Below are 25381 nucleotides of genomic sequence, written 5' to 3'. Positions count from 1 at the left end.
TTGGCCGCTCCCAGCTTGCGATGAGTGAAACGCAATCGGCGCGCGCCCGTCCGGTCACGGGCCGCGCGCCGGTTTGTCTTTCGTAGGAAACCGCTTCCCGTGGTCTCAACGAAAAGCGGGCGGGTTCTCAGGAATCAGGCGGCCGCGTAGCGCTTTGCCATTTCCGGCAGGCGCAGGGCGCGGATCTTCGATGCCTTGCCGGCGGTGCGGAAGGCTTCGAAGCGCTCCTTGCAGACCTCTGTCATCAGTGCGGTGGCCGGCTTCAGGTAGTTGCGCGGATCGAAGTTCTCCGGGTTCTCGGCGAAGTTCTTGCGGATCGTGCCGGTCATGGCGAGGCGCAGGTCGGTGTCGATGTTGACCTTGCGCACGCCGAGCGGGATCGCCTTCTGGATTTCCGAGACCGGAACGCCCCAGGTCGGCTTCATCTTGCCGCCATAGGTGTTGAACAGGTCCTGCAGATCCTTCGGCACGGAAGAAGAGCCGTGCATCACGAGGTGCGTGTTCGGCAGCTTCCTGTTGATCTTGGCGATGGTCTCGATCGACAGGATGTCGCCATCGGGCTCGCGGGTGAACTTGTAGGCGCCGTGGCTGGTGCCGATCGCAACGGCCAGAGCGTCGACGCCGGTCTTGGTGACGAAGTCGAGAGCCTGGTCCGGGTCGGTCAGAAGCTCTTCGCGCGACAGCTTGCCTTCGAAGCCGTGGCCGTCTTCCTTGTCGCCCGCGCCGGTTTCGAGGTTGCCGAGGCAGCCGAGTTCGCCTTCGACCGAAACGCCGGCAGCGTGGGCGATCTTCACCACCTCTGCGGTGACTGCGACGTTGTATTCATAGCTGGCGACGGTCTTGCCGTCCTTTTCCAGCGAGCCGTCCATCATGACCGAGGTGAAGCCGTTGGTGATCGCCGAGATGCAGGTGGACGGCTGGTCGCCGTGGTCGAGGTGCAGACAGACGGGGATATGCGGATATTCTTCCGCCGCACCCAGGATCAGGTGGCGCAGGAACGCGTCCCCCGCGTAAGAACGGGCGCCACGGCTTGCCTGAAGGATCACCGGGGAATCGGTGGCATCGGCGGCGCGCATGACGGCCTGAATGTATTCGAGATTGTTCACATTGAACGCCGGCAGCGCGTAGTCGTTCTCCGCCGCATGGTCGAGCAGTTGCCGCAATGTGATCAATGCCATTCGCTATCTCCCTTGGTGCTTGGCGCAACCTTCCCGGTACGCCACAAAAACAATCCGGCTTGAAGCGCCGCATGGACATCATCGCAGGCAGGCGATGGCCGGTATTTCCGTGCGGCGTGACAGCGCACGCGAATTGGTCGCGCCCACCGAAGTCCGGCGCACAATAGTTGATCGAAGTGGTTTGACAACCGGGCAAAAGGGAGGTTGCCAGAGGTCGAAAGTCGCTTCAATCGATTTTACTGTGGACTGGAAGCAACACCCTTCCTGTGAACTGGTTTCACTCTCTGGTGGTGCCGGTGAGGCGCGGGAGGCGGGCGTCGCGATTGCAACCAGTGGGTGTCGATTTCGCGCTGCACACTACAACGGTCGCGTGGGTGTTAGAAACGATCTGTCGACAGGAAGGGAACGGGCCGCAAGAAGATTGCGGCAAACGGCGCCATTCTTTGCGCACATTACGTAAACTGCCGGCAAAATTCACAAACTTTGCAGGAGGCCTGATTCGATGGTGGCTCCGGCCTTGTTTTGCCGACAAAATTTTCCGACCTAAAACGTTGCAGGAGATTTCCCGAAATTGCCCTGCTTTCGTCATATGTCCGTCGCAAAGGCGACGAAAAGAATCGCAAACGAAATACAACCTATGGAATAGAAGGAATTCTGTCCTATAGATAAAGATGCAGACAGCCGCAGAATCCGCCTTGCGTTTAAGGACGATTTGCACTTCTCTCCTGCGATCACAAACCCAAAACAAGGGGAAGGAGAGAAACAAAATGGCTTCACTGAAACTCAACCTTAGCGCTGCCGCGCTGATCGGCTCGCTGCTCATCGGAGCAAGCCCGGCGCTGGCCGAAGCTGTCCTGCATCGCGGCAATGCGGGTGAGCCGCAGACCCTGGATCAGGCCCATACGTCGATCAACATCGAGGCGTTCATCCTCAAGGATCTCTACGAAGGCCTGACGGTCTACGACGCCGCCGGCAAGATCATTCCCGGTGTGGCCGAAACGTGGGAGCTTTCGGACGATGGTACGGTCTATACCTTCAAGCTGCGCGCTGATGCGAAGTGGTCGGACGGCTCGCCGGTGACGGCAGAAGACTTCGTCTTCTCCTTCCGGCGCGTCGAGGACCCGAAGACTGCAGCCGGTTACGCCAACATTCTCTTCCCGATCAAGAATGCTGAAAAGGTCAACAAGGGCGAGCTGCCCACAGATCAGCTCGGCGTGAAGGCGGTCGACGAAAAGACGGTCGAAATCACCCTCGAGCGTCCGACCCCGTTCTTCCTGGAGCTTTTGGCGCACCAGACCGCACTTCCGGTCAGCAAGGCGAGCGTCGAAAAGAACGGCAACGACTTCGTCAAGCCGGGTGTGATGGTTTCCAACGGCGCATTCACGCTGACCGCCCACGTTCCGAACGACAGCCTGACCGTCGTCAAGAACGCCAACTACTGGGATGCGGCCAACGTCAAGCTCGACAAGGTCATCTTCTACCCGATCGACGACCAGGCTGCCTCGGTCCGCCGCTTCGAAGCCAAGGAAATGGACCTCGTCTACAACTTCTCGGCCGACCAGATCGATCGTCTGCGCAAGTCCTATGACGATCAGGTCCACGTTTCGCCGTCACTTGCGACCTACTACTATGCCTTCGACACCCGACAGGCGCCTTACAACGACGTGCGCGTCCGCCAGGCACTGTCGATGGCCGTCGACCGCGACTTCCTTGCCAAGGAAATCTATGCCGGTTCGCAGCTCCCCGCCTATTCGATGGTTCCCCCGGGCATCGAAAGCTACGGTGAGCCGTCGAAGGCCGAGTTCGCTTCGATGTCGCAGCTCGACCGCGAAGACAAGGCGATCGCGCTCATGAAGGAAGCCGGCTACGGCGAAGGTGGCAAGCCGCTCGAAATTGAGCTGCGCTACAACACCAACCCGAACCACGAGCGTGTTGCGACCGCTGTCGCCGACATGTGGAAGAACACCTTCGGCGCCAAGGTGTCGCTGGTGAACCTCGACGTGTCCTCGCACTACGCCTACCTGCAGGAAGGCGGCAAGTTCAACGTTGCCCGCGCCGGCTGGCAGGCGGACTATGCGGACGCAGAGAACTTCCTGGCACTCAGCGTGAGCTCCAACAAGACCTTCAACTACGGCCACTTCGAAAACGCCGAATTCGACAGCCTGATGAAGAAGTCCTACGACGAGCAGGATCCGGCTGCTCGCTCGAAGCTGATGCATGAAGCCGAAGCGCTGCTGATGAAGGAACAGCCGATCGCTCCGCTTCTGACCCAGGCCGATCTGTGGCTGGTCGCCAGCCGCGTCAAGGGCTGGGCGGACAATGCGCCGAACGAGCACCTCAGCAAGTTCCTGAGCATCGCCGAATAACGAACAGGAACGACGCGCGGTGACAGGCCGCGCGTCGCCTCCGGAGTACGTCCATGATTTCCTTCATCCTTCGCCGATTGGCGAGTGCGGTGCCGACCTTGTTTATCGTCGTCACCATATCCTTCTTCCTGATGCGGTTCGCCCCTGGTGGCCCCTTCAACCTCGAGCGTCCTCTTCCGCCACAGACGATGGCGAACCTGATGAAGACGTATCAGCTCGACCAGCCGCTTTGGCGCCAGTACACGCACTATCTCAGCAATGCGGTGACCGGCGACTTCGGCCCGAGCTATGTCTATAAAGACAACAATGTTGCCGAACTGATCGGCAAAGGCCTGCCCTATTCGATGGAACTCGGCTTTTACGCGCTTCTCGTCGCGCTGATCGGCGGCGTCACGGCTGGCACGATCGCCGCGCTTAGGCAGAACAGCGTCCTCGATTTCACGATCATGTCGTTCTCGACGATCGGCGTCACCGTGCCGAACTTCGTCGTTGGCCCGGTGCTAACGCTCGTCTTTGCGATTGTGCTCGCATGGCTGCCGGCCGGCGGCTGGGGCGACGGTTCCCTGCGCTTCCTGATCCTGCCGATGATCGCACTGGCGCTGCCGCAGCTCGCAGTCTTCGCGCGCCTGACGCGCGGCTCGATGATCGAGGCGCTGCATACCGACCATATTCGAACCGCCAAGGCCTATGGCCTGCCGTCACGCACCGTTGTCGTGACCCACGCCATGCGCGGTGCGATGCTGCCGGTCGTCTCCTATCTCGCGCCTTGCGCAGCAGCACTTCTGACCGGCTCGGCGGTCGTCGAGACGATCTTCACCATTCCGGGTGTTGGCCGCTACTTCGTGCTCGGCGCCATCAACCGCGACTACACGTTGGTGATGGGCACGGTCATCCTCGTCGCCATCTTCGTCATCGTCTTCAATCTCCTGGTCGACATTCTCTACGGCCTGCTCGATCCGAGGGTTCGCCATGACTGATATCGTCCAGACACCGGTGGCGACACCGGAAACGAAGGGGCGAAGCCTCTTCCAGCTCGCGGCCATGCGCTTTAGGCGCAACCGCGCTGCCATGGCCGGCTGCCTCATGCTGGCCTTGATCGCACTGTTCTCGTTCCTCGGGCCGCTGTTCGTCCCGCACACCTACGATCAGGTCTTTCCGTCCTACGTGTCGATCGGCCCAAGCCTCGAGCCGCGCCCCGATACATCCACGCTTCAGGACGTGATGGAAGGTGTTGCGACCCGCGCTCGCGTCACGCTGAAGGAGTTCAACGTCGAGGGTCAGACATTCACCGCGACCGTCACCTCCGAACAGCCGATCGACGCCCGTGCAACGCGTTACTTCGACCGCGCCAACGAATTCCGCGACACGCAAGTGGTCGCAACCGAAGACGATGGGCGGACGCTGAAAGTGACCGGCCAGGTCGACCGTGAATACTTCCCGTTCGGCACCGATTCCAACGGCCGCGACCTTCTGGTGCGTGTCATGCTCGGCGGACAGATCTCGATTGCCGTCGGTCTCCTCGCAAGCTTGGTCTCGCTCGGCATCGGCGTCGTTTATGGCGCGACATCGGGCTATATCGGCGGCCGCGTCGACAACGTCATGATGCGCCTCGTGGAGATTCTCTACTCTCTGCCCTTCGTCTTCCTCGTCGTTGTGCTCGTGGTGTTCTTCGGCCGCTCGTTCATCCTGATCTTCCTGGTGATCGGCGCGGTGGAATGGCTCGACATGGCCCGCATCGTGCGCGGCCAGACGCTGGCGCTCAAGCGTCGCGAATTCGTCGGTGCCGCGCAGGCGCTCGGCCTCACAGACTGGCAGATCATCCGTCGGCACATCATCCCCAACACGATCGGCCCGGTCATCGTCTTCGTGACCGTCGTCGTGCCGAAGGTGATCCTGCTCGAGAGCTTCCTCTCCTTCCTCGGCCTTGGCGTTCAGGCGCCGCTGACGAGCTGGGGGGCGCTGATCTCGGAAGGCGCAAACAACATCCAGTCGGCGCCGTGGCTCTTGATCTTCCCGGCCATCTTCTTCGTCCTGACGCTGTTCTCGCTGAACTTCGTTGGCGATGGCCTGCGCGATGCGCTCGACCCGAAGGATCGCTGACATGGCAGATACCAAGGAAACCATCCTGGCCGTGCGCGGCCTCAAGGTGAACTTCTCGACGCCTGACGGTACCGTGGAAGCGGTCAAGGGCATTGATCTCGATGTCCGTAGCGGCGAAACGCTTGCCGTCGTCGGCGAGTCCGGCTCCGGCAAGAGCCAGACGATGATGGGCATCATGGGGCTGCTCGCCAAGAACGGTGAGGTCACGGGTTCGGCGCGCTACCGTGGGCAGGAGCTTGTCGGCCTGCCGCCGAAGGGGCTCAACCAGGTGCGCGGCGCGAAGGTCACCATGATCTTCCAGGAGCCGATGACCTCGCTCGATCCGCTCTATCCGATCGGTCGCCAGATCGCCGAGCCGATCGTGCACCACCGTGGCGGCACGTTCAAACAGGCGCGAGCCCGTGTGCTCGAACTGCTTGAGCTCGTCGGTATCCCGGAACCGGGACGCCGCATCGACAGCTATCCGCATGAGCTATCGGGCGGCCAGCGTCAGCGCGTGATGATCGCCATGGCGCTTGCCAACGAGCCGGATCTCCTGATTGCGGATGAGCCGACGACGGCGCTCGATGTGACGATTCAGGCACAGATCCTCGATCTGCTGAAATCGCTGCAGAAGCGCTTCGGCATGGCGATCGTGCTGATCACCCACGACCTCGGCATCGTCAAGCACTTTGCCGATAGCGTTGCCGTGATGCGCCGCGGCGAAGTGGTGGAGAGAGGCGCGACGGCTGACATCTTCGAACGGCCGCAGGCCGACTATACGAAGATGCTGCTTGCCGCTGAACCCAGCGGTCGCAAGGCATCGCCGGCCGACAGCGCACCGATCATTCTCGAAGGTCGTGACGTCTGCGTCGATTACCAGATCGGCGGTGGCCTGTTCCGGGGTGGCAAGTCGGTCTTCCGCGCCGTGGACAGCGTCAACCTGCGTTTGAAGGAAGGACAGACGATCGGTGTCGTCGGCGAATCCGGCTCGGGCAAATCGACGCTCGGACGCGCGCTTCTCCGACTTCTGCCGAGCAGCGGTCACTATCGCTTCGGAACCACGGATATTTCCGGTTTCGACCGCGGGCAGATGCGGCCGCTGCGCCGCACCTTGCAGCTTGTCTTCCAGGATCCCTACGGCTCGCTGTCGCCGCGCCGCACCGTCGGCGAGATCATCACCGAAGGTCTCTATGTGCATGAGCCCGAGCTCAGCCGCGCCGAGCGCGACCGCCGGGCGTCCGAGGCGCTGAAGGAAGTGGGGCTCGATCCCGCGTCGCGCAACCGCTATCCGCACGAGTTCTCGGGCGGCCAGCGGCAGCGCATCGCCATTGCCCGCGCGATGATCCTGAAGCCGAAGGTCGTCATTCTCGACGAGCCGACCTCGGCACTCGACCGCTCGGTCCAGGGACAGGTGATCGAGTTGCTGCGCGACCTGCAGCGCTCGTACGGGCTCTCCTACATCTTCATCAGCCACGATCTCTCTGTCGTGAAGGCGATGTCGGACTATGTGATCGTCATGAAGAACGGCAAGATCGTTGAGGAAGGCGAGACCGACGCGATCTTCGAGGCACCGAAGCAGCCCTATACCAAGACGCTGATAGGCGCAGCCTTCAACGTCTGAGGTCGGTCACCGACACTGTTGCAGGGACGCGAGCGATCGCGTCCCTGTTTTTGTTTCTGTATTTGAGGAACGAACCTGTCAGCTCTCGCTGTCGAGGGAAAAGTCGGCTGCGACAAGCTTCTTGTCGAGGCCGAACTTCTGCATCTTTTCGTAGAGCGTTTTGCGCGAGATGCCGAGCGATTCATAGACCGGCTTCAGGGCACCGCCATGGGCGGCAATGGCGCTGGCGATCAGGCTTTTTTCATAGGCGGCGACCTTGTCGGCAAGACGCCCGCTTTCTTCCTTCGCCGCATCGTGCGGCGCCGCATCGAGCCCGAGGACCAGGCGCTCGGCGGCGTTGCGCAGTTCGCGCACATTGCCCGGCCAGTCGCGTTCTGCCATTTCCGCCAGCATGGCTTGCGAGACCTCCACCTCGTCTCGGCCGTAACGGGCCGCAGATTCCCTGATCAGTTGCAGAAAGAGCAGCGGGATGTCGGCGCGGCGTTGAGCGAGCGAAGGAACCCGAAGGGTCGCGACGTTGAGGCGATAGAGTAGGTCCGCCCGGAAGCGCCCTGCGGCAACTTCCCTTTCGAGATCGACCTTGCTGGTGGCGATGAAGCGCACGTCCAACGGCACGACTTCGTTCGATCCGAGCCGGGTGATGACGCGTTCCTGCAGTACGCGCAGAAATTTCGCCTGCAGATCGAAGGGCATCGAGCCGATTTCGTCGAGCAGGATCGTGCCGCCGCGACCATGCTCGAACTTGCCGTAGCGCGGTCTGATGGCACCGGGGAAGGCACCGGGCTCATGGCCGAAGAGTTCGCTTTCGATCAGGTTTTCCGGCAGCGCTGCACAGTTGATGGCGATGAACGGGTTGTTGGCCCGGGCGCTGAGATCATGCAGCGTGCGGGCGAGCACTTCCTTGCCGACGCCGGTGTCGCCGATGATCAGTGTGTCGGCGTCGGCGGCGCCGATTGCGCGGATACGATAGCGCAGATCGACCATGACCTGGCTTCGGCCGGGAAGCCGCTGCTCGATGTCGTCGCGCTTGCCGGCCACTGCCTTCAGTCGCCGGTTCTCGAGAACCAGGGTCCGCCAATCGAGCGCCCGGCGGATCGTGCCGGCAAGCATCTGGGCTGCGAAGGGTTTCTCGACAAAATCATAGGCGCCTTCGCGCATCGCGCGTACGGCAAGCTGAACGTCGCCATGACCGGTGACGAGGATGACCGGCACTTCGGCATCAATCTCGCGGATGCGCTGCAGGAGGGTCATGCCATCCATGCCGGGCATGCGGATATCGCTGATGACGACACCGGCAAAACTGAAACTGATGAATTCCAGAACGTGTTCGGCTGCTGCAAAGGTCTCGACGCGGAAGCCCGCCAGTTCCAGCGCTTGCGCGCTCGAATGGCGCACATCCTCTTCGTCATCGACGAGCAGGATCCGGCTCTCGATCATTCGGCAGCCTCCCGGGCATCGTTGTTTTCGACGGCGAGTTCGATGCGAAACTCGGCGCCACCCTCCGCAAGATTGGTGGTGACAAGGCTGCCGCCGAAATCCTTGATAATGTTATAGGAAATCGAGAGGCCGAGGCCCAGCCCCTTGCCGACGCCCTTGGTGGAAAAGAACGGATCGAAGATGCGCTCGGCAATCGCCGGGGGAATACCCGGCCCTCGGTCACTGATCGTCAGAACCACCTTGCCGTCTTCCCGCCGGGCACGAAGGCGAATGGTCCGGTCATCAAGCCCCTCGACCGCATCGGCCGCATTGGAGATGATGTTGACAAGCACCTGCTGCAGGCGGACGGACCCGGCGCGCACGACGAGCGGTGCGTCGCCGAGGTCGATGTCGATGCTTGCCGCTGCGGCCTTCAGCCGAACCGATACGATCTCCATCGTATCACGCACCACCTCCTCGATCGGGACCGGCCCAAGCTTCTCGTTCGGCTTGCGGGCGAAGTTGCGCAGGTGCTTGCTGATTGCCGCCATGCGATCGACAAGCGCGGAAATTCGCCGGATATTGTCGCTCGCCTCGTCGGAGCGGCCCCGTTCGATCAGCAATGCGGCGCTATCGGCATAGGTCTTGGCGGCGGCAAGCGGCTGGTTGAATTCATGCGAGAGGGCCGCGGACATTTGCCCGAGGCCCGCCAGCTTGCCTGCCTGGATCAGATCGGCCTGTGTGCGGCGCAACTGCTGTTCCGTCAGTCGGCGCTCGGCGACCTCCTCCTCGATCTGGGCGTTGACGCGCGCAAGATCGGCGGTCCGTTCGTCGACACGGCGTTCAAGTTCCACCTGCGCTTCCGCCTGCATCGAGATGCGTTCGTTGAGGCGGGCACGCCGTTGCAGGACAATGGCCACGCCGAGGCCGGCCAGGCAGATCAACAGAAGCGCGGCGGCGACTGTCGTCCGCGCCTGCGCATAGGCCGAGGCCGTATCCACCAGGACGTTCACGGTCCAATCGGCATCGGGCATATATTGCGAAAGCACGAGATACTCACGGCTTGAACCGTCGGAGGAGACGCTCATGAAGCGGTGGTCGAGCGAGCTGCTCTCCGCAATGGGGAGCGGGCGCAAGGTGGCGTCGGCGTACCGCCTCGAGGCTTCGGTGCGTCCAAGGCGTTCCGTTGTCAGCGGCAAGATGGAGGAATAGAGCCAGCCCGGGTCGCCGGACATGAAGATGATGCCTTCGGGGTCGGAAACGAAGATCCTGTATTCGCCGCCTTGCCAGGAGGCCTCGATGCTTTCGACATCGACCTTGAAGACGATAACGCCGCGGATTTCGTCGCCGATCTGGATTGGCGAGCCGAAATAGTAGCCGCGCTTCAGCGACGTGGTGCCAAGCGCATAGAACCGCGACTGCTGTCCGCGAAGCGCTTGCTGGAAATAGGGGCGGTAGCTGAAATTCTGGCCGACGAAGCTCGTCGGCCCGTCATAATTGCTGGCCGCGATCGTATCGCCGTCCGGCGTGATCACATAGATATCAGAGGAGCGGAGCAGGCCGTTGATGTCTTTGAGGTAGGCGTTCACCGCCTCCCGCAGTCGCCGGTCGCGCGGGCGGGTAACGAGTTCCTGGACATCCTCATGATCGGCGATCAGGGCAGGCAATGCCTGATAACGATTGAGATGGCCGTCGAGTGCCGTGACGGCGAGCCTGAGAGCGGTGTTCGCCTGAGCGGTCGCCTCGCGCAGATAGCTGTCGGTCGCGACCGCATAGCCTTTCCAGGCCAATATCGCCGCAAGCAACGGCAACAGCAACAATCCAGAGACCAAGCGATATTTCACGGAATGTCCGCCCGCCTCCTCACGTGCTTACGACCACTTGCCGCGTGGTGATCTTAAGCATCGGCGCAACGCGTCACAAGCGTAGGCGCTGCCAGGTCGGCGTTTGTTGACGAGTAATCAGCGTCGTCAATGAAGCGTTGACAATGCGTTTGGCCGCGGCCGGCTTTCGCTGCGGGCTGGAAGAGCGCATCTATGACGCAACGGAGCGCCCGGCGGCGCCAGAGAGAAAGGATCACGGCAATGCTCAATCAGATCAAGGGTCTGCATCACGTCACCTCGATGGCCGACGATGCGCGCGAAAATAATCTGTTCTTCACCAAGTCGCTCGGCCTGCGCCGCGTCAAGAAGACGGTCAACTTCGATTCCCCCGATGTCTACCACCTCTATTACGGCGACGAGGTCGGCACGCCCGGCACGGTCATGACCTACTTTCCGTTCCCGCAAATGCCGCGCGGCCGGGCCGGCACCGGCGAAGTCGGGACGACTGTTTTCTCGGTGCCGCAGGGCTCCCTCGGCTTCTGGAAAGATCGCCTGACGACATTGGGCGTCACCGGTCTCAAGGATGAAGAGACCTTCGGCGAGAAGCGCCTGAACTTTGCCGGTCCCGATGGCGACGGCTTCGCCCTCGTCGAGGTCAAGGACGACCAGCGCACGCCGTGGACGGAAGGCGGCATCTCGGCGGATCACGCAATCCGCGGGTTCCATTCCGCAGCACTGCGCCTTCGCGACGAGGGCGCGACGGCCGAGCTCCTGAAGTTCATGGGCTACGAAGAACTCGACCGCAAGGACGGTGTCACGCGGCTGATCGTACCCGGCGGCAACGATGCCCGCGTCATCGACCTCGAGACGATGCCGAATATCGGTCGCGCTTCCCAGGGCGCCGGTTCGGTGCACCATATCGCGTTTGCCGTCGAGAACCGCGAGAAGCAGCTCGAAGTGCGCAAGGCCCTGATGGACACCGGCTACCAGGTGACCCCGGTCATCGATCGCGATTATTTCTGGGCGATCTACTTCCGTACGCCGGGCGGCGTGCTGTTCGAGATTGCCACCAACGAGCCCGGCTTTGATCGCGATGAGGACCTTGCGCATCTCGGCGAGGCGTTGAAGCTGCCGCAACAGCATAAGCACCTGCGCCCGATCCTGGAGAGCCATCTGCAGAAGATCGACGACTAGCGCAGTCAACACCGAGGGCTCGCCCTGCCGGCGGGCCCTTTGCGGCATTGGAATGCTCGGCAGATCATTCACAGTTTCGTCGAAACAGTGGATCTAACTCTTTGAAACAAGGCACTTCCGATAGCGAGCTCGCCAGGAGTTCGCCGGAATAGCACCAGGAGACAAAAATGGTCGACTTTGGCTATGTCCACAAACTGAAGGCCGGCAAGCCCGGTCAGCCGATCTTCTTCGTTTTCCACGGAACCGGTGGCGACGAAAACCAGTTCTTCACCTTCGCGTCCGAGCTCTTGCCCGATGCGACGATAGTCTCGCCGCGGGGCGATGTGTCGGAACATGGGGCTGCGCGCTTCTTCAAGCGCACGGGCGAGGGCGTCTACGACATGGCGGACCTCGCACGTGCCACCGAGAAGATGGCGGCTTTCGTCAAGGCGCTTGCCGCGGAGCATCAGGCTTCGGCGGTGATTGGCCTTGGCTATTCCAATGGCGCGAACATTCTTGCCAACGTGCTGATCGAAGAGGGTGTCTTCGACAAAGCGGCGCTCATGCATCCTCTGATCCCGTTTCGTCCAAAGGACAATGCGGGCCTCAAGGGGCGCCGAGTGCTGATCACGGCCGGGGAACGTGATCCCATTTGCCCGGCCCCGTTGACGCAGGCCCTGGCGGACTACTTCCAGGGGCAGGGCGCGGCGACCGAAACCGAATGGCACTCGGGCGGACACGACATCCGCCAGAACGAAATCACCGCGATCGCACAGTTTCTGAAGGAGTAGCGCATTTGCGGCCGAAAGCGTCGCTTCAGGCAATTCCGGCCACAAAACCGCGTCTTTGCCGGAATTACCCTGGCTATTCCAGCCGGCGGCGAAACAGCCACGAGGCGGCCGAGAGGGTGACGATGGCGATCAGCACCAGCGGGATCGTCTGTCGCGCCACCTCGACTGCCGGTATGTCCTTGAGGAATACGCCCTTCACAATGACGAGGAAGTAGCGCAGCGGGTTGATATAGGTGATCGGCTGCAGCCACGTGGGCATGTTCTCGATCGGCGTCGCGAAGCCGGAAAGCAACATTGCCGGCACCATGAAGAGGAAGGCGCCGAGGATCGCCTGCTGCTGCGTCATCGACAGCGCCGAGATGAACAGGCCGAGACCGACGACGGAAGCGAGGTAGAAGACCGCGCTGCCGTAGAGCAGGAACAGCGAGCCGCGCAGCGGTACGCCGAAAATGAAGACGGCGGCCAGAATGTAGATCGTGATGTGGAACAGGCCGATCATCATCGGCGGGATCAGTTTGCCGATCAGGATTTCGTGGGTTCGAAGCGGCGAGACCATGAGCTGATCGAAAGTACCAAGCTCGCGTTCGCGCGCGATCGACAGCGCGGTCACGATCAGGCCGATCAAGAGCGCGATGCTGGCGACGAGGTTCGGCACCATGAACCATTGATAGGTGAGGTTCGGATTGAACCAGTTGCGCGCAACGACCGTGATGGCGCCGGAGGCCATGCGCTTGCCGGCCGGCGTCTCGGCTCCAAGCGTTCCGACGATGCGCCCGAGATAGCCGGAAACAATCTGCGAGGCGTTGGAGCGACGCCCGTCGAGAATGACCTGTACCTCCGCGGGCCGGCTCGCCTCGATGTCGCGCGAGAAGGTAGGACCGATTTCGATTGCGGCAATGACCTTTTGGGTGTCTATCGCCACGCGCACCTCGTCCGGACTGTTGGTGAAGCGGATGCTGCGGAAAGTCGGCGCGCCGTCGATCTCGCGGACGAGATCCTGACTCCAGTGGCCGTTGTCGCGGTTCAGCACCATGACGTCGACATTCGTCACCTCCAGCGTCGCGGCATAGGAAAACACCAGAAGCTGGAGGATCGGCGGGACGATCAGCACGGTGCGCCCCTTGGGGTCGCGCAGCACCGCCAGCAATTCCTTGACGATCAGCGCCTTGAGCCTTGTCCACCACATCTCAGCCAATCCTCTTGCGGGTGCTGCGGGCGGCGAGCGCGAAGAAGACGCAGCCGATTAAGAGCATGACGGCGATGGCGCGCGTAAACATTGGCCAGATGTCGCCGGCAAGGAACACGGTCTGCAGGCTCGGTATCAGATAACGGGCCGGCACGATAAAGGTGATCCATTGAATGACCGTCGGCATCGAATTGATCTCGAAGAGAAAGCCGGAGAGCAGGAAGGCCGGCAGGAAGGCGGAGATCAGCGCGAGCTGTGAGGCGAGAAACTGGTTCTTCGTCGCCGCCGAGATCAGTAAGCCCTGGCCGAGCGCCGGCATCAGGAAGGTTGCCGAGAGCGCATAGAGCGCCGCGATCGATCCGCGGAAGGGAACGCCGAAGAGGAAGACGGCGAGCAGCACGCAAAGCGTCATCGACGTGAGCCCGAGGATAAAATAGGGCAGCAGCTTTCCAGCCAGCAGTTCGGCGGCCCATACGGGTGTTGCCATCATCGCCTCCATCGTGCCGCGCTCCCATTCACGGGCAACGACGAGCGAAGTGAGCAGCGTGCCGACGAGTGTCATCACGATCGCGATCGACCCGGGCACAAGGAAATTCCGGCTGGTCAGCTCCGGATTGAACCAGAAGCGCTGCTCGGCCGAAATCGCCGGTGGGTGACCGGCGCCGTCGCTCAAGCGCTGGCGCTCCCAGTTGGCAAGGGTCGCCTGGGCGTAGTTTTGGACGAAATTGGCGGTATTGGGGTCGGAGCCGTCGACGAGCACCTGCAACGCCGGGTGGCGCCCGGCGGCATGATCCGCCGTGAAGCCGGCAGGGATCACGACGATGCCGCGCACGCGGCCGAGCACAAGGTCCTCTTCGAATTCGCGCCGGTCGCGGCCGACCGTCACCTTGAAATAGCGTGAAGCCTGGAAACCCGCGGCGAGATCGCGCGTCAGGGGTGCCTCCTCCTCGATGACGAGGCCGATGCGGGTCTGGGTCGTATCGAGCGAGACGCCGTAGCCGAAAAGAAACAGGAGGATCATGGGCAACACGAAAGCGATCAGGATGCTGCTCGGGTCGCGGACGATCTGATAGCTTTCCTTGCGCACCAGCGCGGCAAAGCGACGGGCCCGGACGGTGCGGCTTTCGGCGTTGGAGGATTGCGCGCTCATGCGGCCTCCTTTTCCTCCGAACCCTGAACCAGGGCGATGAAGGCATCCTCCATCGTCGGGTCCGGCAGCTTGTCATTGGCGACCTGCGCCTTCAATTCGTCGGGTGAGCCAAGCGCGATCGACCGGCCGCGGTAGATGAGCGAAATGCGGTCGCAATACTCGGCCTCGTCCATGAAGTGGGTGGTGACGAGCACCGTCACGCCCTTATCGACCAGGCCGTTGATGTGGGTCCAGAATTCGCGCCGGGTGATCGGATCGACGCCGGACGTCGGCTCATCGAGAAACAGCGCTTCCGGCTCGTGCAGCACGGCGCAGGCCAGCGCCAGCCGCTGCTTGAGGCCCAGCGGCAGATCCTTGGCCGACATGTCGAGCAGCCGGTCGAAGGCGAAGATCTCGATCATCAACTGGATGCGCTCGCGCTTGCGTGCGCCGGATAGCCCGTAGACGCCGGCAAAGAAACTGAGGTTCTGGGCGACGCTGAGGTCGCCGTAGAGTGAGAACTTCTGCGCCATGTAGCCGAGCCGGTTGCGTGCCTCGGCCGCGTCGCGGCGCAGGTCGAAGCCGGCAACGCGGCCCTCGCCAGCCGACGGCTTCAGCAGCCCGCAGAGCATCTTGAACGTCGTCGACTTGCCGGCGCCGTTCGGGCCGAGCAGCCCGAAGATCTGGCCGCGCGGAATATCGAAGGTAATGTCGTCGGCCGCCGTGAAATCGCCGAAGCGTTTCGTCAGGCCGTGTGCCTCGATGACGGGTTTGCTGTTCTCCATTGCAAAGGGTGTCTGGGTTTCCGCCAGCCGCGAGCGGCCGCCAGGCCCACCGCCGAGCATATCGATGAAAGCATCCTCGAAGCGGGGCGCGGTGACGGTCACACCAGGCGCTGACGAACCTTCGTCCGGAACTGGCGGTTTGGCGGCCGGCTTCATGACCAGGCGGATCGCTTCACCCTGAATGACGCCGTCGACGACATCGTCCTCGTCGAGATAGCGCGCAAGCTTCTGGCGGCGTCCATGTGTGATCCCGGAAACCTTGAAGACGCGGTCGGCGACGCGATCGGTCAGTTCTAAGGGGCTGCCGGAAAACAGCAACTCGCCCATATTGAGCAGGAGCACGCTGTCGCAGGCCTCGGCTTCTTCGAGATAGGCGGTGGACCAGACGACGCCGATGCCTTCGGCCGTCAGGTTTTCGACCATCTTCCAGAGGTCACGGCGGGAGATCGGGTCAACGCCGACGCCCGGCTCGTCCAGGAGGAGCAGGCGCGGCTTGCGCAGAAGCGCGCAGGCAAGGCCGAGCTTCTGTTTCATGCCGCCGGAAAGCTTGCCGGCAAGCCGTGCGGTAAAGCGCTTGAGATCGGTGAATTCGAGCAGTTCGTTGAAGGTCGAGGCACGGTCGGCGAGCGGCAGGCCGCGCAGGTCAGCGGAAAGGTTCAGGTTCTCCTGAACGGAAAGATCCTCATAGAGGCCGAAACGTTGCGGCATGTAGCCGATGGCCGCCTGGATGTCGGCCGCATGCGTGACCGTGTCGAAACCGAGCACCTCGACCTTTCCCTCGTCCGGCAGCATCAGCCCGGTCATCAGCCGGATCAGCGTGGTTTTTCCCGCACCGTCAGGGCCGACGAGTCCGGTGATCTGCCCGCCGAGGATCTCGCCATTGATATGGTCGAGCGCCGGTGGAGCCTCGCCGAAGCGCTTGACCACATCCGCGATCCGGACGAAGGGTGCGTTGGCGCTCATCGCTTGGCTCCAGCCTGTTCCGGCAGGCGCACGGTCACCGGCATGCCCTGCCTGAGATCCGGGCCAGGCTTGTCGACGACGATACGCAGGCGATAGACGAGGTCGGTCCTGAGCTCCGGCGTTTCCACCGACTTCGGCGTGAATTCGGCCACCGGCGAGATGAAGCCGACCGTCGCCTTGTAAGGGCGATCCGGGGCGCCGTCCGATGTGACCTCGACGGCCATGCCGGGATGCACGCGTCCGAGGTCCGGCTCGGTCACGTAGGCCCGGACCCAGACGGGCTCGTTCAGCGAAACGACATAGACCATGTCGGACGGCGCGACGATCGCACCGACTTCGCGTACCCGCGAGAGGATCGTACCAGCGCTCGGCGCAAGAAGGCGCGTGTCGGCGAGCGATGTTCGGGCACTCTCGAGCTTGGCTTCGGCCGCAAGCACCTGTGCCTGAGCTGCCTCGATATCTTCGATCCGGCTTCCTTCTTCGAGCAGGGCCAGAGCCTCGCGGGCGGACGTGGCGCGCGCTGCGGCCGCGGCCCTGTTGGCGCTCGCCTCGTCGAGGTTCGCCTGGGAGATGGTGCCGTTCGGCCGCAACTGCCGGGCGCGCTCAAAGGCAAGGTTGGCGTTTTTCAGATCGGCCAGGCGTTCCTCATGGACGGCGCGCGCCTGGGCGATTTCGGTAGGTCGCGCGCCGGCCTTCAGTTTTGCGAGATTGGCCTTGAGCGCGCCGAGTTCGGCTTCTGCCGCCGCCACTGCTTGCTCGAACGGAACGGCATCGAGGGTGGCGAGAACGTCGCCGGGGTTCACCGCATCGCCTTCGTCGACGCCAAGGCTCGCAATGCGGCCATTGACGCGGAAACCGAGAGAGACCTGGCGGATGTCGACATTGCCGTAAAGCACCGAGGTTCGTTCCGTGGCGGCCCAGCCGAGCTGCCGCGGTACATCGAACCACCACACGCCGGCGGCGGCGCCTGCGAACAATAGGAGAGCGATTGCTGGCTTGTTCATGGCTGGCGCTCCTGCTGGCCGCCAAGTGCCGCGACGAGTTCTTCTACGTGGCGACGCAGAATGTCGAGCTCGTCGGGGCCGACAGCCTGCCAGTTCATCTGGCGGAGCATGGCCGCGTGGGCCATGCGGAAAACGAGGATACTGCCGACGAAGGACAGGGTCTTCAGCCGGACATGTTCGGATTGCGGCGGCTCGGCGAGGATTGTTGCAACCAGCCTGCCGGCCATGCCGATCATCGGACCCATGACATTGGTGTAGACCCGCTCGAACGCCTCGGTCGGTTCCATCTGTTCGCGAATGATGAAGCGCGCCCAGCTTTCCGACTGCCGGCTGACGAAGATGGCGACCATATGTTGCGCCATCTGGGTCAGCAGGTCCCGGGCTTCCTCAGCCGACATTGCCTTGCCTTCGCCGTCGAGGCGGGCCAGGCGCCCGAGGATTACGTTTCTAAGTTCACCGACATGTCCGACGATGATCGACGCAAGGTGTTCTGCGGCAGCGATGTAGAGGCCTTCCTTGCCGCCGAAATAATAGGGGATCGCCTGCAGGTTCACCCCGGCGGTTTCCGCAAGCATGCGCGTGCTGGCGCCGTCGAAGCCGTAACGTCCGAAGACATCGATGGAACTCGTCAGAAGCTTCTCGCGCGTGACGTCGCCGCGATCCTGCTTGGGTGTCTGTGTTGTGGATTTATTTTTCATCATGTCCCAAAACTACATCATTCCATTGATTAAGTCAATCGAATGAATTTTAAAACACTGAACGGGAGCTGCTTGCTCGTAGCGCCGGACGACAGGCGAACGGTCGGTTGTTGCCGGGACCGAGGTGGCAACGCAAAGTGGCAGTCATCGGCATCAGCGCAAATGGGCACATGGCGCCCAAAGACGGGCAGGACCAGGAGGGGAGGAGCCTATGTTTCCAGATCGGCCAAGTGGCGGGGCTCAGGCCGCGGCGGAAAAGTCTATCGAGATCTTGGTTCCGCGCTCCGGCGCCGTATCGACCGAAATCGTCGCCTGGTGCAACTCGCTGATGCGCCGGACAATCTTGAGGCCGAGGCCGAGCTGGCCGGAACTCTTCACGTAGCCGAGGTCTTCGTGGTGCTCGGGCAGATCGACGAGCCCTTTGCCATTGTCTTCGACGGAGACGACCGGACCGGGGCCGCAGGTGAGCACGATGCGAGTGCCCGGCGGATTGTGTTTCACCGCGTTCTCGATCAGGTTTCGCAGCATGTTCTCGACGAGCGCTGGGATCGCGGTGACCGGTGGCGAGCCTTCGTCGACGAACTCGAGCGATTTGTCGTGGTCGAAGACGAACGGTGCGATGGCCTCCGCAACGGCGGCTCCGATCTGCGACAGGCTGGTGCGCTGGTAGGCGGAGGGATCGACTGCGTCGGCCCGCGCCAGAGAGGTGAGCTGCTCGAGAATGTGGGTCAGCGCGTCGAGGTCCCTTTCGGCGTTGCGAGCCCTCGGATCGTTGATGCGGCTCAGCTCCATCTTGGCGATCGACACCGGCGTGCGGATTTCGTGGGCGATCGAGGACGAAAACAGCTTCTGCGACTGGATGAGATCGGCCACCCGCGTGAGCATGCGGTTGACGGCGGTGACCAGGCGGGCAATCTCCTGCGGCATTCGTGTTAGTGGCAGGCGTGCGCTGCTGTCGCGCGGGTCCAGCGCATCGGCCGCCTTGGCGGCCATCGCGACGGGCTTCAGTGCGCTGCGGATCGACCAGATCGTCGCGCCGATGACGAGACAGAACATCAGCGTCATCGGCACGATCATCGAGTCGACCATCTCGTGCAGCAGCGCACGGTACATGAAGCCGTTCGGATCGTTGAGGATCGCAAGCTCGATGAGCACGGAGGTGCCGCCCCGCTCGAAAGTCTGGCCGCCGGCGACGCTGAAGGGTTTGCCGGGCGCGATCAGGCGCTTCCAGAACTGTGGTGCATCCATGCTGACCGGCAGGAAATGTCGGGCGCATTCGCTCGTGCAGTTCGAGTAGACGATCACGCCGGAGGCCGTGCGGATGCGCAGAAAGATCGAGCCATCGTCGCCATGGCGGTCCTGATAACGCTCGCGCATCTCGTGATTGGGCTCGTAGCTCACGACGCCGTCGCGGACGTGGATGTAGGCCGCCAGGTTTTCGGTTTCCTGCTGGAGCATGAGGACGCTCAGCTTGTCGTCGTCGAACCAATAGTCGGCAAAGACGACGCCGATCTGAATCGCCATGGCCACCAGCGAGAAGGCGATGATGCGGCGGGCGACGATGCCGATCAGCGACGGGTTGCGGGTTTTCATGAGGCGCGCCTGAGCAGATAGCCGATGCCGCGCACGGTCTCGATCTGTACGCCGGTGTCAAGCGGTTGCAGGCGCTTGCGCACACGCGATACGGTGAGCTCGAGCGCGTTAGGCGTGACTTCCTGACCGTATTCAGAAAGCGCCGTTTCGAGTTTTCGCTTTGGCACCACGCGCCCGACCTCCCGCATCAGGATTTCCATCAGCGACCGTTCGCGCGGCGGCAATGGCACGACGATGCCGTCACAGGTGAGGTCTGCGGTGGCCGGGTCATAGCGCAGCGCGCCTGCCTCCAGCACCGGCTGGACGGCCTGCGGGTTGCGCCTCAGCATCGCGCGGCAACGGGAGAGAAGCTCCCGATGGTGAAACGGTTTTACCAGATAGTCGTCAGCTCCGGCATCGAGCCCGGCGATGCGCTCGTCGACGGATCCCTTGGCGGTGATGATCAGGACAGGCAGTCCGGGATAGTCATGTCGGAGCCGACGAAGCAGGGACAAGCCGTCGCCGTCGGGCAGGCCGAGATCGAGGAGCACGAGATCATGCTCCCGCCCGGCAATTGCCGTCTCAGCGTCCGCAACGGTTGAAACGGCATCAAGCCTCCAGCCAGCGTCCCGCATGGTTTCTCCGACCAGTTCTACCAGTCGCGGACTGTCTTCAACCAGGAGCAGGCGCATTGATTCGTCTCGATATTACGGAGGCCGCTGTCGACCATATGGGCTTTCGCCTGGACTGCCAACTCCCGGTCGCAATTCCCGCCGGCGCGTGCATGAAGTGGGCAATGCGCGGTCTTGACGGGGTTTGGACAGCTTGTCCGTCGTATCTCGACAGGTGAGGGGGAGGCTGCAACTGAACAGGTGGCCGTTATTGCGGTCTCCGCTTCGACGAAATGCCCGCGCCTGTGTCGACCATCTCTGATGTCCGTGCAGTCGCGGCTGGAGACCCGCTTTGACACTTTCAAGAATTCGCCGGCCAGAGATCGGCAGCATCGCTCTCACCGCGCTCGTCAGCGCCTATCTGCTTCTCGTTACCAACAAATCCTTCTGGACGCACGCGGTCGCCTATTTCAACGATTCCGCCGTGGCGCTGCTCTCCTTCAGCGCCGCCCTCTGCCTGCTGACCTTTGCGGCGCTGACGACTGCCTCCGTCAAATATGTGATGAAGCCGGTGCTGATCTTCTCCATCATGGTGTCGGCGTCGGCCTCCTATTTCATCGATTCCTTTGGCGTCATCATCGACAAGGACATGATCGGCAATGCGGCCGTGACCACGCAGGCGGAAGCCGGTCACCTGCTGACAGGGAGCCTGGCGATGCATCTGTTGCTCTACGGCGTGCTTCCCTCGCTTCTCGTCGCCTTGGTCAAGGTCCGCCGCCGCCGCTTTCTCGCCAATGCCGCGGTCAATCTCGCTGTGATCATCCCCTGCCTCCTCGTCAGCGGCGGGCTGGTCTATGCAAATTTCGCGAATGTCGCCTACGTGGTCCGCGAACATAAGGACCTGATGAAGCGGTTCAATCCGACCGGGCCGGTGTCGGCGGCCGTGCGATATGCCGCTTCGACCTACAAGGAGCGCAACATCGTCGTACAGCCGCTCGGTACCGATGCGCATCAGGGTTCGCGGATCGCAGCCGCCGGTAAGCCTGTGGTCGTTGTGGTCGTTGCGGGCGAGACCGCACGCGCAATGAATTTCTCATTGAACGGTTACACGCGCGAGACCAATCCGGAACTGAAGGCGCTTGGTGTCGTCAACTACACCGACACGACGAGCTGCGGCACGGCGACGGCGATTTCGCTGCCCTGCATGTTTTCCGTCTACCCGCGCAAGGAGTATAGCGACTGGAAGGCGCGGTCGACGGAAAATCTTATGAACGTGCTGACGCGTGCGGGCGTCTCGACCACCTGGTGGGACAACAACACGGGCAGCAAGGGTATCGCCGACCTCATCAGCTTCGCCAGCATGACCAACCAGAAGAACAGTCCGCTGTGCAAGAACGGGGAATGCCTGGATGAGATCTTCCTCGGCGAACTCGACAAGAAGCTCCAGGCGACAACCTCGAACAGCGTGATCGTGCTGCACCAGCTCGGTAGCCACGGTCCGTCCTACTATCTGCGCTACCCCGAGAGGTTCCGTCGGTTCACCCCGGATTGCCGCACGCCGGAACTGATGAAGTGCTCGGTCGCCGAGATCACCAACGCCTACGACAACACGATCCTGTACACCGACTACGTGCTGGGGAGTGTCGCCCGCCTTCTGGAAAAGCATCAGGACCGCGTCGCCGGGGCGATGATTTACATGTCCGACCACGGCGAGTCGCTCGGCGAGGACGGCATCTATCTGCATGGTGCCCCCTATGCGATCGCCCCGCGCGAGCAGACGCAGGTGCCGTTCGTCGCCTGGTTCTCGAAGCCTTATCAGGCGTCCATGGGTGTCGATACCGCCTGTCTCGCCAAGGACACGGCGCAGCCGAAGTCGCACGACAATCTCTTCCACACCGTGCTCGGCATGATGGATGTCGAGACCAAGGTCTACAAACGCGACCTCGATGCTTTCGCAAACTGCACGAGGAAGCCGCCTGCCGGCAACCCGGCTTTCCAGTCTGCCGATACGGCCAAGGACCTGCCGGCCGGTACAACGGGCCCCGTCGCCTTGCCGGGCGCACTCTGATCTGACCACAAACCCGGTCGCGTGTCGCTTTTTTTCGGGCTCTCGGAACAAAAGCGCGTTTCGACGCTTCCTTGCATACATGTCCTCGACTCCGCACGGACGGTCGGCGACCCTTTTGCCATGCCAGTCCGGCGGATAGAGGCGCCAATCCGCTTGCAGGAGGATTAGATGCGCGTCGTCGGTATACAGGTTTCCCCGGAACGGGCCGGTCGGACCGGATTTAGCGTCGAGTTCGTCGGCGATGGCGGGGAAGTGGTGACCGTGATGTGCCCGCAGGATAGCGCCGGCTCGTTGAACCGGCTCAACGCCGTTGCAAAGGCAAAGGAAATCCTCAAGACGGCGCTCGACGCAGATGAAGCGTTGCAGGCCGCGGGCGCCCCGACGGGTTCGCTTCGAGGTCCGCTGCTGAATGCCCGTCATGCGCACGATCGGGATGCGATGGAAGAACAGCTCGACGAGGGGCTTGAAGATACATTTCCGGCGAGCGATCCGGTTTCGATCGCTACCTCGACGATCGCAAAGGGCAATTCCCGCCGCTGAGGGCTCAGCGGCGATGCCGCCGTCCGCATCAGGGTGGCAGCCGTGGCTTTGGCGATATCGTTCGAAAGCGTACCTCCGCCCAGTTTCGGCCACCTCGGCGGACTATCGGCAAAATTGTCGGGCACTTTGACGCGAGTCGGTTGTTTCGATCGATATCGCGCGCATACGTTTCGACGAAAGACTTGATATAGTGTTTTGATTTATTGATATTTTCCCTGGGATCAACCCGGTCCGAGGGTATGGAATATGTGTGGAGAGTAGACGCATGGCCGCCCGGCAACTCACCTTCGCGATCGGCGACATTCATGGTTGCCTCGAACAGTTGCGTGTGCTCTTGCGCGAGATTGAAGCCTATGCGCCGGGGGGCAGGGTCATCTTTCTTGGCGACTTGATCGACCGGGGGCCGGACAGTCGCAGTGTCGTCGAATTGGTCATGGCCGGCCCGTCCAAGCCCGGTTGGACCTGGCTGACAATCAAGGGCAACCATGAAGACATGCTGTGGGGCGCCAGCAGCGGCGAGTACGACGTTGATTGGTGGCTCGTCAATGGTGGCCAGGAGACGCTGGTCTCCTACAACGGTGTCATTCCCGGTCGGCATCTGAAGTGGATGAAGGAACTTCCAACGATCCTAGTCGAACGACACCGCATTTTCGTGCACGCGGGTGTCGATGAGACACTGCCGCTGGAGCGGCAGGGCGACGAGATCTTTCTCTGGATCAGGCAACCGGAGGACTATTCCGGCGACTATTGGGGGAAGCATCTCTGTCATGGGCACACGCCCAGTACGGCCAATCCCCGTACCATCGGAAACAGGACCAACGTCGACTCCGGCGCGGTCTTCAGCGGCGTCCTGTCCTGTGCCGTCTTCGATGACGATCAACCCGGTGGCCCGATCGATTTCCTCATGACGACACGTGTCCAGGCCGCGAGTTGAGCGACGCTACTGGCAGTACAGGCGCAAATGGCATTGTGCGTCTGACTGTCCGGTAGTAGGTGTGCCTTCTCCACGGGGCGATGTCGCTGCCGCCCGTTTCACCATCTCAGGGGATTGCCTTGGACGCCGCGCCTTCATCCGTTTTCACGAAGAATTTTGCTGCCCTATTGTTCGATATGGATGGCACCTTGCTGAACTCCATGGCCGTGGTCGAGCGCGTGTGGGGCGCCTGGGCCGTGCGCAACGGTCTCGATCCGGTCGAAATGATGAAGGCAGTGCACGGCGTGCGCGCTGTCGATACGATCCGTAGCCTGCAACTGCCCGATATCGATCCGGAAAAGGAAGCCTACGACCTGGCGCTTGCCGAGATCGCCGATGTCGAGGGCATCATCGAGATCCCTGGCGCCGTCGCCTTCCTGAATTCCCTACCGCCGGAGAAATGGGCGATCGTGACCTCAGCGCCGCTCGACCTGGCGGTGCGCCGTCTCGCGGCCGCCGGCATCCCGACGCCGCAACTGATGATAACCGGTGAAGATGTTTCGGCCGGCAAACCCGATCCGCAGGGCTATCGAATGGCTGCCGAACGTTTGGGCGTCCGGCCGGAGGATTGCCTGGTATTCGAAGACGCACCTGCCGGTATCCTGGCAGGCCTTGCGGCCGGCGCCGACGTCGTCGTCATCACCGGAGCCCATGAGGCCGCCGCCGACACCCCGCACATGACGCTTGCCCGCTACCATGACATCGAAGTGGAGCTTGCTAGTGACGGCATGCTGTCACTCCGCCGGACGCTCTGAATGCTTACAAAGAAGCCGAGGTCGACGCCGACCTTCGGCTTCGGTCTCATCGGTTAGGAGCGGGATGAGGAAAGTGTTTTGCGTTTTTCCGCCCGCATCCCGCTCTCACTTATGAGAATCGATCACCTTTATGGTTTTGCGTCGGTTCTCCCAAAACCATCGTGATCTAAGCGTTGAGCCAGCATTTCGTCAGCGCGTGGCCACCCATCAGTTCGCCGTTCGGATCATCCATCCGGCCGCCGACCTTGTCGCTCGTCGCGTCGATGTAGTTGTTGAACATCGGCAGCGCCTTGCGTGTGGCGGTGTCGGGTTCGCCGCGGGCCGTGAGGATCAGCTTGTCGAAATCCTCGCGGACGAAGCGCGTGTCGTTCCATTCTGCCTTAGATAGATTGGCGATCGAATAGACCTGGTCCTGAGTCGGTCGCCCGGTTCAGTAGGACATGCTGAAGGGCTGCTTGTTCCAAACGTTCGACTCGATAGCGCCCGAATATTTCGTCGTCAATATTGTATACAATCATGTTGATGTTTGTATTCTGCTATCGTATGCAACTGATGACCCCGGCAATTGCGGGCCGGAGTCGATCGGTCAGGGAGGAGGCGTGCGATGAGGACCGCACGACTTGGGCCGGTCAGGACGAGGAAAAAAC

General features: G+C 62.1%; 20 protein-coding genes and 1 pseudogene. 10 read left to right on the top strand and 11 right to left on the bottom strand.

Annotation, left to right across the window (positions count from 1 at the left end):
• Positions 1-134: 134 nt before the first annotated feature.
• Positions 135-1178 (bottom strand): class II fructose-bisphosphate aldolase, encoded by a 1044-nt coding sequence (gene fba, locus AC0C6X_RS06035; protein WP_247959645.1) that lies wholly within the window; start codon positions 1176-1178, stop codon positions 135-137.
• 767 nt (positions 1179-1945) lie between these two features.
• Between fba and AC0C6X_RS06030 the strand changes: the two genes are divergently transcribed.
• From AC0C6X_RS06030 to AC0C6X_RS06015, 4 genes are read left to right on the top strand one after another with little or no spacing between them, the layout of a single operon-like run.
• Complete coding sequence (locus AC0C6X_RS06030; protein ID WP_247959646.1) at positions 1946-3544, top strand: peptide ABC transporter substrate-binding protein; 1599 nt, start codon at positions 1946-1948, stop codon at positions 3542-3544.
• Positions 3545-3597: 53 nt separating this feature from the next.
• Complete coding sequence (oppB, locus tag AC0C6X_RS06025; RefSeq protein ID WP_247959647.1) at positions 3598-4521, top strand: oligopeptide ABC transporter permease OppB; 924 nt, start codon at positions 3598-3600, stop codon at positions 4519-4521.
• Positions 4514-5644 carry an ABC transporter permease gene (locus AC0C6X_RS06020; RefSeq protein WP_472952226.1) on the top strand — a complete coding sequence of 377 codons (1131 nt, stop codon included), beginning with the start codon at positions 4514-4516 and terminating at the stop codon, positions 5642-5644. Before oppB ends, AC0C6X_RS06020 begins: the two co-directional genes overlap by 8 nt.
• A 1-nt stretch (position 5645) precedes the next feature.
• Positions 5646-7247: an ABC transporter ATP-binding protein gene (locus tag AC0C6X_RS06015; RefSeq protein ID WP_472952224.1), complete on the top strand. Its 1602-nt coding sequence runs from the start codon at positions 5646-5648 to the stop codon at positions 7245-7247.
• Between the two features lie 78 nt (positions 7248-7325).
• On the opposite strand, the gene AC0C6X_RS06010 is transcribed toward AC0C6X_RS06015, so the two are convergent.
• Both AC0C6X_RS06010 and AC0C6X_RS06005 read right to left on the bottom strand, forming a co-directional pair.
• Positions 7326-8684, bottom strand: coding sequence for a sigma-54-dependent transcriptional regulator (locus tag AC0C6X_RS06010; protein ID WP_173518552.1), 1359 nt, complete (start codon positions 8682-8684; stop codon positions 7326-7328).
• Complete coding sequence (locus AC0C6X_RS06005) at positions 8681-10507, bottom strand: sensor histidine kinase (RefSeq protein WP_472952223.1); 1827 nt, start codon at positions 10505-10507, stop codon at positions 8681-8683. Before AC0C6X_RS06005 ends, AC0C6X_RS06010 begins: the two co-directional genes overlap by 4 nt.
• A 240-nt stretch (positions 10508-10747) precedes the next feature.
• Here AC0C6X_RS06005 and AC0C6X_RS06000 point away from each other — a divergent pair, with 240 nt between their 5' ends.
• The gene (locus AC0C6X_RS06000) at positions 10748-11680 is read left to right on the top strand and encodes a VOC family protein (protein WP_247959652.1); all 933 of its coding nucleotides are present in this window, start codon (positions 10748-10750) and stop codon (positions 11678-11680) included.
• Between the two features lie 167 nt (positions 11681-11847).
• Positions 11848-12450, top strand: coding sequence for an alpha/beta hydrolase (locus AC0C6X_RS05995; protein ID WP_173518549.1), 603 nt, complete (start codon positions 11848-11850; stop codon positions 12448-12450).
• Between the two features lie 73 nt (positions 12451-12523).
• Here AC0C6X_RS05995 and AC0C6X_RS05990 read toward each other — a convergent pair whose 3' ends face one another.
• From AC0C6X_RS05990 to AC0C6X_RS05960, 7 genes are all read right to left on the bottom strand, one after another.
• Entirely contained in the window at positions 12524-13636 is a 1113-nt protein-coding gene (locus AC0C6X_RS05990; protein ID WP_472952222.1) for an ABC transporter permease, read from the bottom strand.
• A 1-nt stretch (position 13637) separates the two neighbouring features.
• The gene (locus AC0C6X_RS05985; RefSeq protein WP_472952221.1) at positions 13638-14786 is read right to left on the bottom strand and encodes an ABC transporter permease; all 1149 of its coding nucleotides are present in this window, start codon (positions 14784-14786) and stop codon (positions 13638-13640) included.
• Positions 14783-16513 (bottom strand): ATP-binding cassette domain-containing protein, encoded by a 1731-nt coding sequence (locus AC0C6X_RS05980; protein ID WP_472952220.1) that lies wholly within the window; start codon positions 16511-16513, stop codon positions 14783-14785. The genes AC0C6X_RS05985 and AC0C6X_RS05980 overlap by 4 nt, the downstream gene beginning before the upstream one ends.
• The gene (hlyD, locus tag AC0C6X_RS05975) at positions 16510-17517 is read right to left on the bottom strand and encodes a secretion protein HlyD (RefSeq protein WP_173518545.1); all 1008 of its coding nucleotides are present in this window, start codon (positions 17515-17517) and stop codon (positions 16510-16512) included. The genes AC0C6X_RS05980 and hlyD overlap by 4 nt, the downstream gene beginning before the upstream one ends.
• A complete protein-coding gene (locus AC0C6X_RS05970; RefSeq protein WP_173518544.1) occupies positions 17514-18218 on the bottom strand; it encodes a CerR family C-terminal domain-containing protein in 705 nt (234 codons plus the stop codon). The genes hlyD and AC0C6X_RS05970 overlap by 4 nt, the downstream gene beginning before the upstream one ends.
• Positions 18219-18455: 237 nt before the next feature.
• Positions 18456-19808, bottom strand: coding sequence for a sensor histidine kinase (locus AC0C6X_RS05965; protein WP_472952218.1), 1353 nt, complete (start codon positions 19806-19808; stop codon positions 18456-18458).
• Positions 19805-20479, bottom strand: a complete 675-nt coding sequence (locus AC0C6X_RS05960; RefSeq protein ID WP_472952217.1) for a response regulator transcription factor — start codon at positions 20477-20479, stop codon at positions 19805-19807. The genes AC0C6X_RS05965 and AC0C6X_RS05960 overlap by 4 nt, the downstream gene beginning before the upstream one ends.
• A 271-nt stretch (positions 20480-20750) precedes the next feature.
• Between AC0C6X_RS05960 and AC0C6X_RS05955 the strand changes: the two genes are divergently transcribed.
• The 4 genes from AC0C6X_RS05955 (at position 20751) to AC0C6X_RS05940 (ending at position 24734) form a co-directional block, all read left to right on the top strand.
• Positions 20751-22466, top strand: a complete 1716-nt coding sequence (locus AC0C6X_RS05955; protein ID WP_472952216.1) for a phosphoethanolamine transferase — start codon at positions 20751-20753, stop codon at positions 22464-22466.
• A 168-nt stretch (positions 22467-22634) separates the two neighbouring features.
• The gene (locus tag AC0C6X_RS05950; protein ID WP_173518540.1) at positions 22635-23006 is read left to right on the top strand and encodes a hypothetical protein; all 372 of its coding nucleotides are present in this window, start codon (positions 22635-22637) and stop codon (positions 23004-23006) included.
• Between the two features lie 265 nt (positions 23007-23271).
• Positions 23272-23940 (top strand): metallophosphoesterase family protein, encoded by a 669-nt coding sequence (locus tag AC0C6X_RS05945; RefSeq protein ID WP_173518539.1) that lies wholly within the window; start codon positions 23272-23274, stop codon positions 23938-23940.
• An 80-nt stretch (positions 23941-24020) separates the two neighbouring features.
• Complete coding sequence (locus AC0C6X_RS05940) at positions 24021-24734, top strand: HAD family hydrolase (protein WP_472952214.1); 714 nt, start codon at positions 24021-24023, stop codon at positions 24732-24734.
• Between the two features lie 166 nt (positions 24735-24900).
• On the opposite strand, the pseudogene AC0C6X_RS05935 reads toward AC0C6X_RS05940, so the two are convergent.
• Positions 24901-25206 (bottom strand): annotated as a pseudogene (locus AC0C6X_RS05935) (ABC transporter substrate-binding protein); the annotation flags it as partial.
• Between the last annotated feature and the right edge of the window lie 175 nt (positions 25207-25381).

The organism is Ensifer sp. VA4 (assembly GCF_055710065.1).
The sequence above is the reverse complement of the archived record's forward strand: the minus strand, read 5'-3'. Positions and strand labels throughout refer to the sequence as shown.

Bases quoted from the DNA above. Each gene is read 5' to 3' on its own strand.
- AC0C6X_RS06010 (WP_173518552.1), bottom strand. From the start codon at position 8,684: ATGATCGAGAGCCGGATCCTGCTCGTCGATGACGAAGAGGATGTGCGC.
- oppB (WP_247959647.1), top strand. From the start codon at position 3,598: ATGATTTCCTTCATCCTTCGCCGATTGGCGAGTGCGGTGCCGACCTTG.
- AC0C6X_RS05940 (WP_472952214.1), top strand. From the start codon at position 24,021: ATGTCGCTGCCGCCCGTTTCACCATCTCAGGGGATTGCCTTGGACGCC.
- AC0C6X_RS06030 (WP_247959646.1), top strand. From the start codon at position 1,946: ATGGCTTCACTGAAACTCAACCTTAGCGCTGCCGCGCTGATCGGCTCG.
- AC0C6X_RS05990 (WP_472952222.1), bottom strand. From the start codon at position 13,636: ATGTGGTGGACAAGGCTCAAGGCGCTGATCGTCAAGGAATTGCTGGCG.
- AC0C6X_RS05980 (WP_472952220.1), bottom strand. From the start codon at position 16,513: ATGAGCGCCAACGCACCCTTCGTCCGGATCGCGGATGTGGTCAAGCGC.
- AC0C6X_RS05985 (WP_472952221.1), bottom strand. From the start codon at position 14,786: ATGAGCGCGCAATCCTCCAACGCCGAAAGCCGCACCGTCCGGGCCCGT.
- AC0C6X_RS05995 (WP_173518549.1), top strand. From the start codon at position 11,848: ATGGTCGACTTTGGCTATGTCCACAAACTGAAGGCCGGCAAGCCCGGT.
- AC0C6X_RS05965 (WP_472952218.1), bottom strand. From the start codon at position 19,808: ATGAAAACCCGCAACCCGTCGCTGATCGGCATCGTCGCCCGCCGCATC.
- AC0C6X_RS06000 (WP_247959652.1), top strand. From the start codon at position 10,748: ATGCTCAATCAGATCAAGGGTCTGCATCACGTCACCTCGATGGCCGAC.
- AC0C6X_RS06020 (WP_472952226.1), top strand. From the start codon at position 4,514: ATGACTGATATCGTCCAGACACCGGTGGCGACACCGGAAACGAAGGGG.
- hlyD (WP_173518545.1), bottom strand. From the start codon at position 17,517: ATGAACAAGCCAGCAATCGCTCTCCTATTGTTCGCAGGCGCCGCCGCC.
- AC0C6X_RS05950 (WP_173518540.1), top strand. From the start codon at position 22,635: ATGCGCGTCGTCGGTATACAGGTTTCCCCGGAACGGGCCGGTCGGACC.
- AC0C6X_RS05970 (WP_173518544.1), bottom strand. From the start codon at position 18,218: ATGATGAAAAATAAATCCACAACACAGACACCCAAGCAGGATCGCGGC.
- AC0C6X_RS06015 (WP_472952224.1), top strand. From the start codon at position 5,646: ATGGCAGATACCAAGGAAACCATCCTGGCCGTGCGCGGCCTCAAGGTG.
- AC0C6X_RS05960 (WP_472952217.1), bottom strand. From the start codon at position 20,479: ATGCGCCTGCTCCTGGTTGAAGACAGTCCGCGACTGGTAGAACTGGTC.
- fba (WP_247959645.1), bottom strand. From the start codon at position 1,178: ATGGCATTGATCACATTGCGGCAACTGCTCGACCATGCGGCGGAGAAC.
- AC0C6X_RS05945 (WP_173518539.1), top strand. From the start codon at position 23,272: ATGGCCGCCCGGCAACTCACCTTCGCGATCGGCGACATTCATGGTTGC.